This is a genomic window from Pseudarthrobacter sp. TE3704 (assembly GCF_056279405.1).
Map to the genome: position 1 here is coordinate 545,853 of NZ_JBWCCJ010000001.1, position 15,995 is coordinate 561,847.

Here is a 15,995-nt window from a genome sequence, read left to right on the forward strand (position 1 = left end):
GGGTTAAAGGGGCGTTAGGCGCAGGTCAACTACCGTCCCGCTAGAATCCCAGCTGGTGGGCCACCCGCAGCAGGAGGGCCTCCGAGCCCATCGGTCCCACCAGCTGGATCCCCATCGGGAACCGGTTGCCCGGCGCGTTGCCTGTCCAGTGCACCGGAACGGTGATCGCGGGAAGGCCGCAGACGTTGACCATGGATGACCACGGCGCGTATTCGCACTGTTTCCGGTAGTCGCCGTCGGCATCCCCCGGCCACTGCGTTGCGGGCCAGCGTTCATCGCCGTGTGCCGTCCCGGTGAACCAGCCCACCGGGCGTGGGGTCTGTGCCAGTGCAGGCATCAGGAGCAGGTCCCACTGTGCATATTGCGTCACGGTGTCCTGCTGGAACTGCCGCAGGAACGCGAGCGCTTCGGCCAGTTTGGCCGGGCTGCGCTGCTGGGCGCGACGGCGAAAGGTGCGGGTCAGCGGGGCCAGCAGCGCTTCCCGCTGGGGGCTGATCCTGGCGGCGCCCACGCCGGCGGTCCAGGCCGTGGTGAAGGCGTCCGGGTACCGGTTGTCGTAGCGGATGCTTGCCTCGGTGACGCTGTGCCCTGCGTGCTCCAGCAGCTTCTCGCCGGCCTCAAGCGCCTCCAGCGCTTCCGGCTCCGCGGTGAACGGGAACGTTCCGGACCATGGGCTGTCCAGCGTGACGCCGATCCGCAGGCGCGGGGGCTCCTGCGCCAGCGCATCCAAAAATGCGGCGTCCGGGACCAGGGCATCCATCATGAGCGCGGCGTCGGCGGCGCTCCGGGCCAGCGGGCCCGCCACCACCAGCCTGGCGGGGTCGCCCTGGCTTTCCCCGGCAGGCACCAGGCCCCGGCCCGGCTTCAACCCGACCAGTCCGCAGGCGGCCGCCGGAATCCGGACTGAACCGCCGCCGTCGGTGCCCGGGGCGAAGGGAAGCAGGTTGGCCGCCACCGCTGCCGCACTCCCGCCCGAGGAGCCGCCGGAGCTCCTGCTCAAGGCATGGGGATTGCGCGACGGCGGTGCGATGCGGTTTTCGCTGTAGGCCGTCAGGCCGAATTCGGGAACCTGGGTCTTTCCCAGGGAGATCGCACCAGCCTCCTTCAGGTGCGCCACCAGCGGAGCGTCCGCGGGCGCCGGCTTGTGGTCCAGGGCAGCGCTGCCGTGGGTGGTCACCACCCCGGCCACATCCGTGAGGTCCTTGAAGGCCAGCGGCATGCCGTGCAGGACGGGCAGTGCGTTGGCGCGTGTCTGGGAACGCCGGGCATCTGCCGCCAGAGCCTGCCGCAGGGCGTGTTCCGCTGTGACGGTGACGAATGCGCCCAGCAGCGGATTGTGCTGCTCCACCCTTGCCAGGAAGTGGGCGGCGGCGTCCTTTGCAGAGACTTCCCCTGAATGCAGGGCGTCCCTCAGCGCGACGGCCGACAGCTCGTGAAGCTCAGCCAAGGCACCGCGGCTCCACCATCTCCTCGAGCACGTCGCCGCCTTCTCCGCGGGTGACCCTGTACGCGCCCTTGCCCCGGACCTCGGACACGGCCTCCACAAGTGACGTGCCGCGGTAAACCAGCCCCACGCCGTCGTCCGTGCAATGCGTTTCCCCGAGGGTTCCGTCCGCAACGAGCCGATGGACCAGGGGCCGCCGGCGTGCTTCCGAATCGTAGTGCACGCCGTTGGCGTACGGCAGCAGCGCCAGGCCATTGCCCACGGCGCTCAGTTCCGGTCCGAAAGAATCAGTGGTGCCGCCCTGGAACCAGCAGATGGAGCCTGCGGACACTCCGGCCAGGACCACTCCCTCCTGCCACGCGGTGCGCAGGATGCTATCCAGCCCGTGGGCGCGCCACACCGCCAGGAGGTTCACCACCGAACCGCCGCTGACCCAGACCACGTCCTGCTCCAGGAGATGCGCTGCCGGGTCCGGGTGGTTGGGCATGGTGAACAGGTTCAGGTGGCTGAACTGGACCCCGGCGAGGCGCGCTGCCTCATCCAGCTCCGCGTTGAACGCGCGCTGGTCGCCGCCGGCTGTGCCGAGGTGGGTCACTCTTGGGGCGCGCCCGCTGACGCCGGATAGTTCCACGGCGTGATGCAGGAGCAGGTCAAACTCCAGCCGCGTCCGGGCGCCTGGCTTGAGGCCGCCCGAGGTGGCCAGGATGGTGGGCTGCTCTGCGGGCACGCGTCCTCCTCAGGGTTTCCTAGAAGCCTAACTTGCCTGGCTGCCGGACCCGCCCGCGGTGGAAGCACTAGGCTTAACGGTGCATCCGATCCGCCACGACAGGACTTCCCATGAGTGATTTCGATACCGTTCCCGTCCAGGACATCCCTTCCCACGCCGTAATTGTGGACGTGCGGGAGGACTACGAATGGGTGGCCGGGCACGCCGAAGATGCCGTCCACATTCCGATGGACCAGGTCCCGGCGCGCCTGGACGAACTTGATCCGGACGAGGACCTCTACATCATCTGCCGCACCGGGGGCCGCTCCTTCCGCGTCGCGCAGTGGCTCAACGGCCAGGGATATACCGCGATCAACGTGGCCGGCGGCATGGACCAGTGGCTGGAGCTGGGCAAGCCGCTGGTCTCGGACAACGGTCTCAAGCCGATCGTCCTCTGATGCCCGGCTCCGCCGTCACCTACGCCTTCCTGGGCCCCGAGGGAACCTTTACCGAAGCCGCCCTGATGCAGGTGCCGGACGCTGCCCAGGCCACCCGCATCCCGGCGTCGAACGTCAACGCGGCCCTGGACCTGGTCCGGGACGGTGCGGCTGACGCGGCAATGGTCCCCATCGAGAACTCCGTGGAGGGCGGCGTCACCGCCACTCTCGACGCGATCGCCAACGGGCAGGAACTGCGGATCATCCGGGAGGTCCTGGTTCCCATCAGCTTCGTCCTGGCGGCCCGGCCCCGTGTGGAGTTGGCAGACGTGCGGAGGGTGTCCACCCACGGGCATGCCTGGGCACAATGCCGGCTGTGGATGGACAAGAATATTCCCGCTGCGGAATACGTTCCGGGATCCTCCACCGCCGCGTCGGCCATGGGCCTGCTGGATGAAGACTGCCACTACGACGCCGCCATCTGCGCGCCGCTTGTGGCCCGGGAGCAGCCCGGTCTCTCCGTTATCGCTGAGAACATCGGCGACAACCCGGGCGCGGTGACGCGCTTCATCCTGGTCAGCCGCCCGGGCAGGCTGCCGGAACGGACAGGCGCGGACAAGACCACCGTGGTGGTTCCACTCCCGGAGGACCGGCCGGGCGCCCTCATGGAAATCCTCGACCAGTTCGCCAGCCGCGGCGTGAACCTGAGCCGCATCGAATCACGCCCCACCGGGCAGTACCTCGGCCACTACTTTTTCAGCATCGACGCCGACGGCCATGCGGGCGATGCGCGCGTGGCGGATGCATTAGCCGGCCTTCACCGGATCAGCCCCAATACCCGCTTCCTGGGCTCATATCCCCGGGCGGACATGCAGGAAACAGCGGTGGAGTCCCACACGTCCGATGAGGCGTTCGCGGCGGCAAAGTCCTGGGTGGCATCCATCCTGCAGCCCGGGTCTTCACCGGCAGAAAACGTTTCCGCCGCTTCGCCCACAGCGTAGGTAAATGCCGTCGCGGGTACTTCCGGGGCTGTGGACAAGTGCGTATGCTTACTTGATCCACATGGGGGATGGCCCCTAACGAAGGGAGCGGGTCATGACTACCAGCAGCACAGACAACGATGGCCAGGGAATGATCGTCAATCCCCGGCCCACTGCCGACAACCAGGACTGGGACGGCGACGACGCAGACCGTGCTGACCGCCTGCGCTTCGAAGAGGAACAGGCAATGATCCGTGAGCAGTCCGAAGCCCGCGCTGCCGCCAAGGCTGCAGCCCAGGCTGCGAAGGAAGCCCACGCCTGACAGGCTCCGTGCTCTGCCAGCTGCCCCTTATCGAACAACGCCAGCCCGTCCTAAACCTGACTTCTCACCCGAACCAGCAGCGACCGGGGATCCACCTGGACTGTCAGCCGGGTGGCCTCGCCTGACGTGTCGCCATCGAGCTGTGTGGGCATCGGTTCAGGGCATTTGATGACGATCCTGCCGGACCGGTAAACAGTCATGATGGGCAGCTTTCCGCTGTGCTTGAACAGGATCTTGACGTACATCAGCAGCCAGCCCAGGGCGCTGCGCGGGCTCATCACCACCACGTCCAGCATGCCGTCGTCGATCATGGCCTGCGGGATGAAGTCGATGCCGCCGGGCACCAGGCCGCAGTTGGCGAAAAGGACGCTGCGGATATTCCGGGCCTGTTCGGGGCTGCCGTCCAGCGATATGGAGATTTTCTTCCGCCGGCCGGGAAGGTGCCGCATTCCGGCCTCGGTGTAGGCGAGCCAGCCCACGGCTTTTTTCAGGCCGGCGTTTGTATCTGCCAGCACCTCGGCGTCCATGCCGATGCCGGCGATGACCAGGAAAACATGCTCCGAGGAATGCCCGGTACGGGAGTTCTCGATTGCCATCCGGGCGGTATCGATAAAACGCTGCCGGCCGAAGAGCGCCGTCTGGACGTTGGCGTGCAGGTCGTTGACGTCCAGGTCCACGTTCCGCGCCAGCAGGTTGCCGGTCCCCAGCGGAATCAGGCCCATGGCCACACCCGTGTGGGCAAGGGACTCGGCCACCACCCGCACGGTACCGTCGCCGCCGCCCACCAGGACGACGTCGGGCTTGTGCGCCAGCGCGGCCTGCACCTGGCCGAAGCCGGGGTCCTCGGCAGTGGTTTCAAAAAAGACGGGCTCATCCCAGCCCGCCGTGACGCAGGCCCGCTGGATGTCTGCCCTCGCCTCACCGGAGCGCGTCTTGATGGGGTTCAGGATCACGGCGACGCGCTGCTGGCTGAGTCCCGACTCGTGCGCGTCCCCGCCCACCGCGCTGCGGATATGCAGGGCCTTGAGCTTGCGCACGCCCCACCAGCTGGAGATGGCGAAGGCAAGCGCCACCGCAATCAGCAGGTAGAGAATCAGGTCGCTCATGGTGCTTCAACAGTAGCCCGGCGGCGGGTGCCGATCCGGCACGCCCGGTGCCCGCCCGTCGTCGTGCGAGGTATTGGATACCCTTATGGGGTGATCGACGTAAAAGACCTCAGCGAAAACCCGGACAAGTTCCGTGCCAGCCAGCGCGCCCGCGGCGCGGACGAATCAGTGGTGGACGCGATCATTTCCGCGGATTCCGCCCGCCGGGCAGCGCTGATCCGCTTCGAAAACCTCCGGGCCGAGCAGAACGCTTTCGGCAAAAAGGTGGCGCAGGCCAAGGGCGAGGAGAAGCAGGCACTGCTCGCCGAGGTCAAGGAGCTGGCCAACTCGGTCAAGGCGGCGTCCGCCGAAGCCGACGCTGCGCAGACCAAGCAGGAAGAGCTGCTGCGCACCATCCCGAACCTCATCGAGGACGGTGTTCCCGAGGGCGGCGAGGACGACTACGTGGTGGTCAAGACCGTCGGGACGCCACGCGAATTCCCCGACTTTGAACCGAAGGACCACCTGGAAATCGGCGAGCTGATCGGCGCCATCGACATGGAGCGCGGCGCCAAGGTGTCCGGCGCCCGCTTCTATTTCCTCCGCGGCGTGGGGGCCCGGCTGGAGATGGCCCTGCTGCAGATGGCGATGGACCAGGCCATCGAGGCCGGCTTTATCCCGATGATCACCCCCACCCTGGTGCGTCCGGAAACCATGCAGGGTACCGGCTTCGATGTAAAGCACGACGCCGAAATTTACCGTCTCGCCGAAGACGACCTTTACCTGGTGGGCACCTCCGAGGTGGCACTTGCCGGGTACCACGCGGACGAAATCCTCGACTTCTCCAAGGGTCCCATCCGGTACGCCGGCCAGAGCTCCTGCTACCGGCGTGAAGCAGGCTCGCACGGCAAGGACACCCGCGGCATCATCCGCGTGCACCAGTTCAACAAGGTGGAGATGTTCATCTACACCACCGTTGAAGAGGCTGCCGCCGAGCACCAGCGCCTGCTGGCCTGGGAAGAGGAAATGCTGGCCAAGTGCGAGCTGCCGTACCGCGTGATCGACACCGCCGCCGGCGACCTCGGCACCTCCGCGGCCCGGAAGTACGACTGCGAGGCATGGGTTCCCACCCAAGGCGCGTACCGCGAGCTGACGTCCACCTCGAACTGCACCACGTTCCAGGCCCGGCGCCTGAACATCCGTGAGCGTGCGGTGAACTCGGAGGGCGTCGCCAAGGGCACCCGGGCAGTGGCCACGCTGAACGGCACCCTTGCCACCACCCGCTGGATCGTGGCGCTCCTTGAGCACCACCAGAACGCCGACGGCTCGGTGAACGTGCCCAAGGCCCTGCAGAAGTACTTGGGCGGCCTCGAGGTCCTCCCGGTCCTGTAGTTTCCCGCTTCCTTTCGCCGGCTCTCCTAAGCTGGTTCGCGAATCCGGACCTTGCAGGCTCGGATTCGCGAACAAGCTCAGGACCGGACGGGGGAGGGGCTCCGGGCAGCCTCCCGCGCCCGCTTTGTCCACATAGGCGCCGGCCCATGCTGACTCCGCAGTCCCTTCCGGGCAGCCTTGTGGCATGGAGATTCTGCCCGGGCTCATCGATTCCGCCGCCATCCTGCGGACCCAAGGGTCTACCGACGTTATCCACCGCGAGTTCCGGGCGGGAAGGCTGGTCCGGATTCGCCGCGGTTTCTACGTCCGCACCGCGGACTGGCTACGTGCCCGGCCGTCCGAGCGTTTTGCCTGGTCGACGGCAGCAGTGGCCAGGTCGGTCAAGGACGCTGTTTTGTGCGGGGAAACCGCAGCCGTGGCCATCGGATTGCCCACGTTGAGGACACCTCCGTGCGTGGAACTGGCAACCACACTGCCCGGCCGGAGCGGAGTAAGGCGGTCTCCCCTCATAGTTCTGGGCGAGGACGACGCAGCCCGGCAGGTCAGGACAAAACGCTCGTATCCCTTGCGATATTGTCTGAAGCCCGGCATAAAGCCCGAGGTCCATGGTGAATTCCGGTGCACCAGCCCCGTCCAGACGACCCTCGACCTCATGGTCGCCGGAAAACTCAGTGAGGCTTTGGTCGTAGCAGACGGACTGGCTGCACGACTGCACCGGCAAGGCATGCTATCCGCCGACTCCAACTTGTTGGAAGTAAGCGAAATTGTGGATGGCATTTCAGCCCACCCCCATGCCTCCGCACAGCGCAGGGCGGCTCGGGTGGCTGCCCTGGCCAATCCCTTGGCGGAATCAGTCGGGGAATCCTACAGCCGCGCCGTCTTCACCCTCCTGGGATTTGACCAACCTGTGCTCCAGCACGTTTTCCATGACCAGGACGGCTTCATCGGCAGGGCGGACAGCTGGTGGCCGCAACAGCGCGTTGTGGGTGAATTCGATGGGAAGGCGAAGTACCTTGACGCGGCCGTCCGTGGTGACACGTCGGCGGAGGAGGCTGTGTACCGCGAAAAGCTTCGTGAGGACCGGATCCGGGGGCTTGGCCTCGGCTTCGTGCGGTGGGGTTGGGCGGATGTGGAAAACCCGGAACGGCTGAGGCGCAAGCTTCTGGCGGTTGGCTTGCGCCCACACGTCAGAAGCTAGTCCGCCGATCCGGACCGTGCAGGCTCGGTTTCGCGAACAAGCTTAGGACCAGAAGCCGGGGGCGGCCGGCGCGGGCCGAGAAAGCGAGTACCGCCGGCACGGGATGTTCACTTTCGGTTCGATAACTGTGTGGCGCGCGTCCTAGCGCCCTTCAGAGACGTCTGGTTCACTATGTGAATGACAACGCTGACTGAAACCTCAGTCGCCGGCAACGATGACCGGCGAGAGAACGAAAACGACACCAATGGCCTGAAGCTGATGGTCGCCCTGGACGTGGACGGCACGCTCGTGGACCACGACGGCCACATGTCACCGGGAGTGCGGGATGCCGCACAGGCTGTGGTGGCCGCCGGACACGAGGTCATGATCGCCACCGGCCGGTCGCTCAACGCCACGCTTCCCGTCATCGAGAACATCGGGATCGAGCACGGCTACGCAGTGTGCTGCAACGGCGGCGTGACCCTGCGGCTCCACCCCGAACTGGACAACGGCTACGAGGTCATCCACAAAGCCACCTTTGATCCTGCACCCGCGCTGAAGGCCCTCCGCGAGCGGTTGCCCTCCGCCAAGTACGCGCTGGAGGACGCCGACGGGAACTTCCTCTCCACCGAGCGCTTCCAGGACCCGAGCTTCGGCGTCGAGGCCGTGGGCGTCGACTTCCACACCATGCTTGAGGCCACGGCCGTCCGCGTGGTGGTGTTCAGCACGGAAAACACCCCGGAGGAGTTCAACGAGGCGATTGAGCATGTGGGCCTCGCCGGCGTCACCTACTCGGTGGGCTGGACCGCCTGGCTGGACATCGCCGCAGCCGGCGTCACCAAGGCCAGTGCCCTGGAAAACCTCCGCCTCCAGCTGGGCATCGACCCCGACCGGACGGTGGCCATCGGCGACGGCCGGAACGACATCGAGATGCTCGGTTGGGCGGGGCGGGGAGTGGCCATGGGCCAGGCTCCGGAGGAAGTCATCGCCGCCGCGGACGAGGTTACCCACTCCGTGTTCGACGACGGCGCCGCCCACGTGCTGCGCAGCCTTCTGTAGCGCAGGACCAGGTCCGCATGGCGTGGGTCCAGCTGGCAGCGCTTGCTGCCTGCGTGGTTTTGGCCGGCCTGGCCGTCTTTCAGGCCGCCCTTATTGCCGGTGCCCCGCTTGGCAGGCTTGCCTGGGGAGGGCAACATGAAGTGCTGCCGGCCAGGTTGCGGATCGGCAGCGCCGTTTCCATCGTCCTCTACGCGCTTTTCGGATATGCGGCGCTCGGCAGGGCCGGAACGGTGCCGCCGCTGGGCGGCGAGTCCGCCGTATCCGTCATCATCTGGGTGCTGACCGGGTACTTCGCGCTCGGCATCATCATGAACGCCATCTCCAGGAGCAAGCCGGAGCGCCTGGTCATGACGCCCGTCGCGCTTGTCCTTGCCGTGCTTTACCTGGTCCTGGCCCTCAGCTGATGCGCCGGCGCGGACATAGCCACAGACTCCGGTGCCGGAGCTCCGTTGCAGTCAAGGCAGAATAGAAGTCATGACCCTTACGACGTTCGCCCTCGTCCGCCACGGCCAGACCGACTGGAATGCCGAGCGCCGGCTGCAGGGATCAACCGATATCCCGCTGAACGACGTCGGCCGCGGCCAGGCGCGTGACGCCGTCGCCGTCCTTTCCCCGTACGAATGGGATGCAATCGTCTCCTCGCCGTTGAGCCGGGCGGCCGAAACCGCAGACCTGATTGCCGAAGGGCTCGGGCTGGAAGTGGTGCGCCGCGTTCCGGAACTCACCGAGCGCAGCTTCGGGCCGGCAGAGGGGATGCAGGCCGGACCCGAACTGGACGCACTGCGCGTCCCCGGCGGTTTCCAGGGCGCCGAGAGCGAGGACGAGGCAGCCGATCGGGGACTCGCTGCGCTCGAGGCCCTGGCCGAGGAGTTCCGCGGCCGGCGGCTCCTGGTGGTTACGCACGGCACCCTGCTCCGTGTGAGCCTGAGTCGTGCCATCGGCCGCACGCTGACAAGCGTGGACAACGCCGTCCTTAACCTGGCGCACCACCACGCCATCGAAGGCTGGCAGCTCGAATACTTCAACGGCGAACCTGTTCTGGCTGCCACTCAGGGCTGATTGAACGCAGGGCTAAGGCGGGCACCCGGCTGATCCGGCGCTACCAACTCCGCCAATATCCTTCGGCTTAGCGCACCTCGAGGATCAGGCCCAGCAGCCTGGCTGCCGCGGGACGGGCGGCGTGTTCCTCGTTCCACTGCGCCCGCGCCACCGCTTTGCTCACGGCCTGGGTGGTGATGCCCAGCTCCTGCGCCACGGCTTTCTGCTGCCCGCGCACGCCAGGCGTCAGCAGGTCAAGCACGCGCCACTCCGCCTCGGACCGGTCGCGGACAATATGCCCCAGGAGCCGCAGCACGGCCTCGGCGTCTTGGGCAATATCCGCCAGCGGCCCTTCCACGGCCACCGGAACCCGCTCCTTGCTGCTGCGCAGCCGGTCCACTGCACGCCGGGCATAGACCAGGCCGTGGCCGGAGGCATCCTTGATCTGGTTGGGAAGCGGCTCGCTCACAGGGCCAACGCCGATCCCCACGTACCAGGAGCCGCTGCGCAGCGCGATCAACGCCGCATCCACCGCCTGGTTCGGAGAGTCAACAATGCCCTGGACTTCATCCTCCACCGAGCGGTCGAAGTCCAGGCGCGCGGGGATGTGCCGCAGGTCCTTGAGCAACTGCGGTACCCGGTCCCCATCGCGCCGGACGTCCGTTTGGTTGATTGTCAGCGTGAACATTCTGGGTACACACTACCCGGAAGCAGGAATCAGGGAATCTCTGTATTACGGCTGGTCAAATAGGAGATGGTGGCAGCAAAGCATGGGCAGAGGTTGCCTCAGCCCGGCCCATCTGTTGCGATGGAGGGACGGCCGCCGACGGGCGGCGCACCCGACGTGAGGATGGTTATGGCCGGCAGCATGGGGCAGGAAGAACTCGAACTCGTCGACCGCTGGTGGCGGGCAGCCAACTACCTTTCGGTGGGCCAGATCTACCTCCGGGCCAATCCCCTGCTGCGCGAACCGCTCAAGGCTGAGCACACCAAGTCCCGCCTGCTGGGCCACTGGGGGACCACCCCGGGGCTGAACTTCGTCTACGCCCACCTGAACCGCGTCATCCGCCGCGACTCCACCGAGATGCTCTTCGTGGCCGGTCCCGGCCATGGCGGCCCCGCCGTCGTCGCCAATGCCTGGCTGGAAGGAACCTACTCGGAGATCTATGCCCACGTGGGCAACGACGAAGCGGGCCTGGCCGAGCTCTTCCGCCAGTTCTCCTACCCCGGCGGAATCCCCAGCCATGCCGCCCCGGAGAGCCCCGGCTCCATCAGCGAGGGCGGCGAACTCGGGTACTCCCTGGCGCACGCCTACGGATCGGTGTTCGACAATCCCCAGCTGGTCACCGCCGTCGTCATTGGCGACGGCGAGGCAGAGACCGGACCGCTGGCCGCCAGCTGGCACTCCCACAACTTCCTGGACCCCGCGGCCGACGGCGCCGTGCTGCCCATCCTGCACCTCAACGGCTACAAAATTGCCAACCCCACGGTCCTGGCGCGGATGCCCGAACAGCAGCTGGAACACCTGCTGCGCGGCTACGGCCACGAGCCGTACTTCGTCACGGTGGACGATCCGGCCGCCACGGAAAAGGCGCACCGGGACTTCGCGGAGGCGCTGGACCGGTGCCTCGCGGACATCCGTGCCATCCAGGACGTGCACCGGTCACCCTCGGCCGATCCGGACGCAGGGGAAGACGGCGCGCCGCGCTGGCCCATGATCGTCCTGCGCTCGCCGAAGGGCTGGACCGGGCCGCGCTACGTGGACGGGCTGCAGGTGGAGGGCACGTGGCGCAGCCACCAGGTCCCGCTCTCCGAGGTCCGCACCAACAGTGGGCACCTGGGCCAGCTTGAGGAGTGGCTGCAGTCCTACCGGCCGGAAGAACTGTTCGACGGCGACGGCCGGCTCCGGCCCGACGTCGCCGAGGGTGCCCCCACGGGGGACTTCCGGATGAGCGCCACGCCGCACGCGAACGGCGGCTTGCTCCGGCGCGCCCTGAAGCTGCCCGCCTACCGGGACCACGCCGTCGAGGTTGCCCAGCCGGGAACCGAACGGGTCAGCCCCATGATCACGCTGGGCTCCTGGATGCGGGACGTCATCTCGCTGAACAAGGAAACCTTCCGGCTTTTCGGCCCCGACGAGACGGCGTCCAACCGGCTGCAGAACGTCTACGAGGTCACCGACAAGGTGTGGCAGTACCGGATTGACGACGTCGACGAGCACCTTGGGCGGTCCGGCAGGGTCATGGAGGTGCTGAGCGAGCACCTGTGCCAGGGCTGGCTGGAAGGCTACCTCCTCACCGGCCGGCACGGCGTCTTCAGCTGCTACGAGGCCTTCATCCACATTGTCGATTCCATGTTCAACCAGCACGCCAAGTGGCTGAAGGTGCACCGCACCCTGCCGTGGCGCCAGCCCGTGGCTTCGCTGAACTACCTGCTGTCCTCGCACGTGTGGCAGCAGGACCACAACGGGTTCTCACACCAGGATCCCGGGTTCATCGACCATGCCGTGAACAAGAAGGCGGAGGTCATCCGGGTGTATTTGCCGCCGGACGCCAACACGCTGCTGTCTGTCATGGAGCACTGCCTGGAGTCCACGGACTACGTCAACATCGTGGTCAGCGGGAAGCAGCCTTCACCCACCTGGCTGGGGCCGACGGACGCCGCGAACCACTGCCGGCGCGGGCTGGGGATCTGGACCTTCGCCGGGTCCGAGGTGCCCGGCGAGGAGCCCGACGTAGTGCTGGCCTGCGCCGGCGACGTACCCACCGTGGAGACCGTGGCCGCCGCGGAACTCCTGCGGGAAGGTGCGCCGGGGCTGAAAGTCAGGGTGGTCAACGTGGTGGACCTGATGCGGCTGCAGGACGAAAGCGAGCACCCGCATGGACTCCCGGCCCGCGACTTTGATGGGATCTTCACAAGGGACAAGCCGATCATCTTCGCCTACCACGGCTATCCCGCCCTGATCCACCGGCTGGCTTACCGGCGCAGCAACCAGGAAGGCCTGCACGTGCGCGGCTACAAGGAAGAGGGCACCACCACCACGCCCTTCGACATGGCCATGCTGAACGGCATTGACCGCTTCCAGCTGGCCATCGACGCCATCGATCGCGTGCCGGGGCTGGCTGAGAAGCACTCGCTCCTGCGGCAGGACCTCCAGGACCGCCGCATGCGGGCCTTTGAACACACCCGGACGGACGGCGAGGACCCGGAGGAGATCCGGAACTGGCAGCTTTCCTAGCGGAGCAGCGCGGTCCTATTCGACCAGCGCGTCGAGTCCCGCGGAGGGCAGGTGGATCCAGCCCTCCGTGCGGGCGGCGGCCGCGTGGGCCCGGTCCGGCACCAGGGTCAGCCGGCGGGCCACCGCGCGGGCGGTAAGGGAAGCGACGACGGCATCAAACAGGTCGTCCGATCCGGCCAGTTTGTTCCCGTGCCCGGCCAGGTCCAGCCACGGCGCCTGCGCCGTGAGGCTGTCAAGCAGGAGGCCAAGGCGTTCTGTCTCGGCGCGGCCCTTGTAGCCGCGCCCGTTGAACCCCCAGATTTTCAATGATGCAGCGGGGTAGACCTCTGCCAGGCGGCCGGAGCCGTCCCTCGCCTGGGGCTCGTGCAGCATGGCGATTTTTGCCTGGATCACCGCGCACCGCATGGCCGGATGCGCAAGCCGGTCCGCCGAGACGCTGAGCGGGATCAGGCCTGTTTGCCCCGTTACGAACCGGTCCGTGTCGCGGTATGCCAACAGCCGCCGGCCCGCTATCCCGTCATGCTCCAGAACCGGCGCCGGGTTGAGGGCGAGGTGTCCGGTAAGGAACGGAATGAGTGCGTCCGGCCAGCCCACCGGACAGTCGACGCCGGTCATGTCCGTGGCGCCGAACAGCTCCACGATCTCCCGGTCGTCCACGTCCAGGGACAGGTGCACCAGCCGTGCAGAACCCGGGAGCCATTCGATGACCGCCGCCGCGGTCTTCTTCGTGGCGGCTGCCAGATCCACTCCGAGCGTTTTCACGTGACCAGACTCTACCTCCGGGAACCCCGCTACCGCAGTGGACGCCGGATGACGCCCTGTCCCGCTTCTGAAAGGCTGGTGGGTGGTGCGCCACCCGGCTGACCGGCCCCGAAAGGATCATTTCCATGCCATGGCTTGATGTACTCGGCAACGACATCCACTACACGGACTCAGGCAAGGGCCAGCCGGTGGTGCTCCTGCATGGCCACGCCTCGGCGGCGGCCTGCTGGGAGCCGATCATCGCCGAACTCGAGCAGGACTTCCGGGTCCTGTCCTACGACACCTACGACCATGGCTGGTCCTCGAACTCCCCGCGGCAGGGCCCGCTGGTTGACCGGGCCGCAGAGCTTGAACACTTTCTGGGCTCCCTCGGCCTGCAGAACCCTGTCATTGTGGGGCAGTCCATGGGCGGCATGACCACGCTCCGCTGGGCGGTCCGAAACCCCGGCGGTGCCGCTGCCCTGGTGGTCTGCGGCATGGGCTGGCCGCTGGTGGTGCCGCCTCCGGGACAACCTGGTGTGCCGGAGAAGTTCGAGGTCTTCAGCTCGCTTGATGCAGACGAACGGATCTGGCTGGGCGTGGGAAATTCCTTCACCGAGCGGTGGATCGCGGAAAACCCGCTGGACTACGCCCGCTACATCCGGGTCCGGTCCACCGCTGCCGCCATAGAAGCGGCACGCCACCCGCGGAGCCTGGAACAGAGCCAGGGCGAGTTCCTCAGCGCCGACCCGCAGGCCGTGGACTCGTTCCAGCGGGGACTGGAATCCATCTCCAGCCCGCTGGCGCTGCTGATCGGGGATGAGGAAAGGCCGCGCATCCGCCGCGGGGCAGAGCATGTTGCCGCTACGGTGCCGGGCGCGCGCCTCGTGGTCGTCCAGGACGCCGGCCACAACGCCTACTTCCAGCGCCAGGACATCCTGGTGGAAACCATCCGCAGCACGGCTGCCAGCACACGGGGCCGCTGACGCGGGTGGGGTGGCCGGTGCTCCGACCTGTAGGTGAGTGCGCCCGGAATCCCGCCCTCCGAACCAAGGTCTTCACCCCGGGCAAAGCCCGCCCAAAGTGCCCGCAGCTGCCGGCCCACAGCGTTCACGTCCTCCCAGCCGGCTCCGGCGATCAGCCCAACGCCATCCCACGTGCTCCGGTTGCCAAAAAGCAGCGGGAGGTCAATGGTGTGGGCGGCGCCGAAAATGTTGCCCGGGGCATGCCAGTGCAGGACGTAGCGGTGGGCGTTCCCGCCGGCCCGGGAGTGCCGTCGGGCGAACTTCCGCGCAGCCCAGCCGTAGACGGTCTCGGTGACCACCCAGTTGATGGCTCGCAGCGCCGCATCACCCACAACCGGCAGTGTGCCGAGCCTGCTGAGGTGCGGGCTGCGGGGCAGGAACAGCCGGGCTTCCTCGGACGTGTGCCCGATCAGCACCTCGATCCCGGGAGCTGAGCGGTTCCAGGCCTCCTCGATTCCGGCTTCCTCCGGCAGCGGTGCATGCCCGTACTGGGTCCCGAACGGCATGGCGGCCAGCATCCCGAACCTGCGGGCCACCTGGGCCACGTGTTTCTCCCGTTCCACCACGTCCATGGCCGGAGTTTCCCCGGTGACGGCCTCCGCGGCGATCCCCATGGCATGGTTCATCTTGGCGCGGCCGCGTGCGATGCCCAACGGTGCGCTCTGGATGATGGCACGCTGGAAGAGCTTCGGCGCTTCCGGGGTGGCCATCAGGTGGGCGATGGCGTCACCGCCGGCGGACTGCCCAAATGCGGTGACCCGGCTGGGGTCACCGCCAAACGCTGCGATGTTGCGCCGGACCCAGCGGAACGCCTCGAGCTGGTCCAGCAGTCCCAGGTTCCCCGGGCGGCCCGTGCGCGTGGCCAGGAACCCGAACAGTCCCAGCCGGTAGGTCACCGAAACCACCACCACCCGGTTCTCGGCCACCAGGACTGCGGGATCGAAGATGGCGAGGTCGCCGGACCCGGTGGTGTAGGACCCGCCATGGATCCACACCATGACGGGCAGCCGTTCATCCGGGGACACGTCCGCAGGCATGGTGATGGACAGGTTCTGGCAGTCCTCGCTGCCGGGGAGCTCGCCGTACCGGGTGCCCAGGACGTCGTCGAGGAACGGGACTGGCCCCTGCGGGCAGGCCGGTGCCGGCGAGGTGGCCGCAAAGGGCTTGCTCCAGTCCGGCGCCGGGACGGGCGGCTGGAACCGGGCGGCCGTGGCATAGAGAATGCCGGTGGCGCGGAGGACGTGCCCGTCCCGCCACCCGGTGACGGGTCCGCAGGGCGGGCTGAAGACAGGTGCGGAGTTCACCGAACCCACCTTAAACCACAACCCTTAAGCAACAACGCGGAGTCACT

The 15,995-nt window shown here is 67.3% G+C and carries 16 protein-coding genes; 10 read left to right on the forward strand and 6 right to left on the reverse strand.

Annotated elements, in window-relative coordinates:
- Positions 1-40: 40 nt before the first annotated feature.
- Both ACZ9BC_RS02585 and ACZ9BC_RS02590 read right to left on the reverse strand, forming a co-directional pair.
- Complete coding sequence (locus tag ACZ9BC_RS02585) at positions 41-1,447, reverse strand: amidase (protein WP_476244600.1); 1,407 nt, start codon at positions 1,445-1,447, stop codon at positions 41-43.
- On the reverse strand, positions 1,440-2,171 hold the full coding sequence (locus tag ACZ9BC_RS02590; protein WP_476244601.1) for a Type 1 glutamine amidotransferase-like domain-containing protein: 732 nt from the start codon (positions 2,169-2,171) through the stop codon (positions 1,440-1,442). Before ACZ9BC_RS02590 ends, ACZ9BC_RS02585 begins: the two co-directional genes overlap by 8 nt.
- Before the next feature lie 110 nt (positions 2,172-2,281).
- Between ACZ9BC_RS02590 and ACZ9BC_RS02595 the strand changes: the two genes are divergently transcribed.
- The 3 genes from ACZ9BC_RS02595 to ACZ9BC_RS02605 all read left to right on the forward strand — a co-directional run bounded on the left by ACZ9BC_RS02595 (position 2,282) and on the right by ACZ9BC_RS02605 (position 3,889).
- Positions 2,282-2,608 carry a rhodanese-like domain-containing protein gene (locus ACZ9BC_RS02595; RefSeq protein WP_079596888.1) on the forward strand — a complete coding sequence of 109 codons (327 nt, stop codon included), beginning with the start codon at positions 2,282-2,284 and terminating at the stop codon, positions 2,606-2,608.
- Positions 2,608-3,588, forward strand: a complete 981-nt coding sequence (gene pheA / locus ACZ9BC_RS02600) for a prephenate dehydratase (RefSeq protein ID WP_476244602.1) — start codon at positions 2,608-2,610, stop codon at positions 3,586-3,588. Before ACZ9BC_RS02595 ends, pheA begins: the two co-directional genes overlap by 1 nt.
- A gap of 94 nt (positions 3,589-3,682) precedes the next feature.
- The gene (locus ACZ9BC_RS02605) at positions 3,683-3,889 is read left to right on the forward strand and encodes a hypothetical protein (RefSeq protein WP_079596886.1); all 207 of its coding nucleotides are present in this window, start codon (positions 3,683-3,685) and stop codon (positions 3,887-3,889) included.
- A 50-nt stretch (positions 3,890-3,939) separates the two neighbouring features.
- Here ACZ9BC_RS02605 and ACZ9BC_RS02610 read toward each other — a convergent pair whose 3' ends face one another.
- Positions 3,940-4,995: a diacylglycerol/lipid kinase family protein gene (locus tag ACZ9BC_RS02610; RefSeq protein WP_079596885.1), complete on the reverse strand. Its 1,056-nt coding sequence runs from the start codon at positions 4,993-4,995 to the stop codon at positions 3,940-3,942.
- Positions 4,996-5,085: 90 nt separating this feature from the next.
- Between ACZ9BC_RS02610 and serS the strand changes: the two genes are divergently transcribed.
- The 5 genes from serS (at position 5,086) to ACZ9BC_RS02635 (ending at position 9,661) form a co-directional block, all read left to right on the forward strand.
- Positions 5,086-6,366, forward strand: coding sequence for a serine--tRNA ligase (serS, locus tag ACZ9BC_RS02615; RefSeq protein ID WP_079596884.1), 1,281 nt, complete (start codon positions 5,086-5,088; stop codon positions 6,364-6,366).
- Between the two features lie 184 nt (positions 6,367-6,550).
- Positions 6,551-7,564: a hypothetical protein gene (locus ACZ9BC_RS02620; protein ID WP_476244603.1), complete on the forward strand. Its 1,014-nt coding sequence runs from the start codon at positions 6,551-6,553 to the stop codon at positions 7,562-7,564.
- Between the two features lie 177 nt (positions 7,565-7,741).
- Positions 7,742-8,602 carry an HAD family hydrolase gene (locus tag ACZ9BC_RS02625; RefSeq protein ID WP_476244604.1) on the forward strand — a complete coding sequence of 287 codons (861 nt, stop codon included), beginning with the start codon at positions 7,742-7,744 and terminating at the stop codon, positions 8,600-8,602.
- 17 nt (positions 8,603-8,619) lie between these two features.
- A complete protein-coding gene (locus ACZ9BC_RS02630; protein WP_476244605.1) occupies positions 8,620-9,006 on the forward strand; it encodes a hypothetical protein in 387 nt (128 codons plus the stop codon).
- A 70-nt stretch (positions 9,007-9,076) separates the two neighbouring features.
- Positions 9,077-9,661 (forward strand): histidine phosphatase family protein, encoded by a 585-nt coding sequence (locus ACZ9BC_RS02635; protein ID WP_476244606.1) that lies wholly within the window; start codon positions 9,077-9,079, stop codon positions 9,659-9,661.
- A gap of 67 nt (positions 9,662-9,728) precedes the next feature.
- Here ACZ9BC_RS02635 and ACZ9BC_RS02640 read toward each other — a convergent pair whose 3' ends face one another.
- Positions 9,729-10,328: a hypothetical protein gene (locus ACZ9BC_RS02640; RefSeq protein ID WP_476244607.1), complete on the reverse strand. Its 600-nt coding sequence runs from the start codon at positions 10,326-10,328 to the stop codon at positions 9,729-9,731.
- Between the two features lie 168 nt (positions 10,329-10,496).
- Here ACZ9BC_RS02640 and ACZ9BC_RS02645 point away from each other — a divergent pair, with 168 nt between their 5' ends.
- Entirely contained in the window at positions 10,497-12,878 is a 2,382-nt protein-coding gene (locus ACZ9BC_RS02645) for a phosphoketolase family protein (RefSeq protein WP_476244608.1), read from the forward strand.
- A 15-nt stretch (positions 12,879-12,893) separates the two neighbouring features.
- On the opposite strand, the gene ACZ9BC_RS02650 is transcribed toward ACZ9BC_RS02645, so the two are convergent.
- Positions 12,894-13,640, reverse strand: coding sequence for a DUF429 domain-containing protein (locus ACZ9BC_RS02650; protein ID WP_476244609.1), 747 nt, complete (start codon positions 13,638-13,640; stop codon positions 12,894-12,896).
- A 125-nt stretch (positions 13,641-13,765) separates the two neighbouring features.
- Here ACZ9BC_RS02650 and ACZ9BC_RS02655 point away from each other — a divergent pair, with 125 nt between their 5' ends.
- Positions 13,766-14,605, forward strand: coding sequence for an alpha/beta fold hydrolase (locus ACZ9BC_RS02655; protein WP_476244610.1), 840 nt, complete (start codon positions 13,766-13,768; stop codon positions 14,603-14,605).
- Here the strand turns inward: ACZ9BC_RS02655 and ACZ9BC_RS02660 are convergent.
- Complete coding sequence (locus ACZ9BC_RS02660) at positions 14,536-15,948, reverse strand: carboxylesterase family protein (RefSeq protein WP_476244611.1); 1,413 nt, start codon at positions 15,946-15,948, stop codon at positions 14,536-14,538. The two genes, ACZ9BC_RS02655 and ACZ9BC_RS02660, sit on opposite strands and share 70 nt — an antisense overlap.
- Between the last annotated feature and the right edge of the window lie 47 nt (positions 15,949-15,995).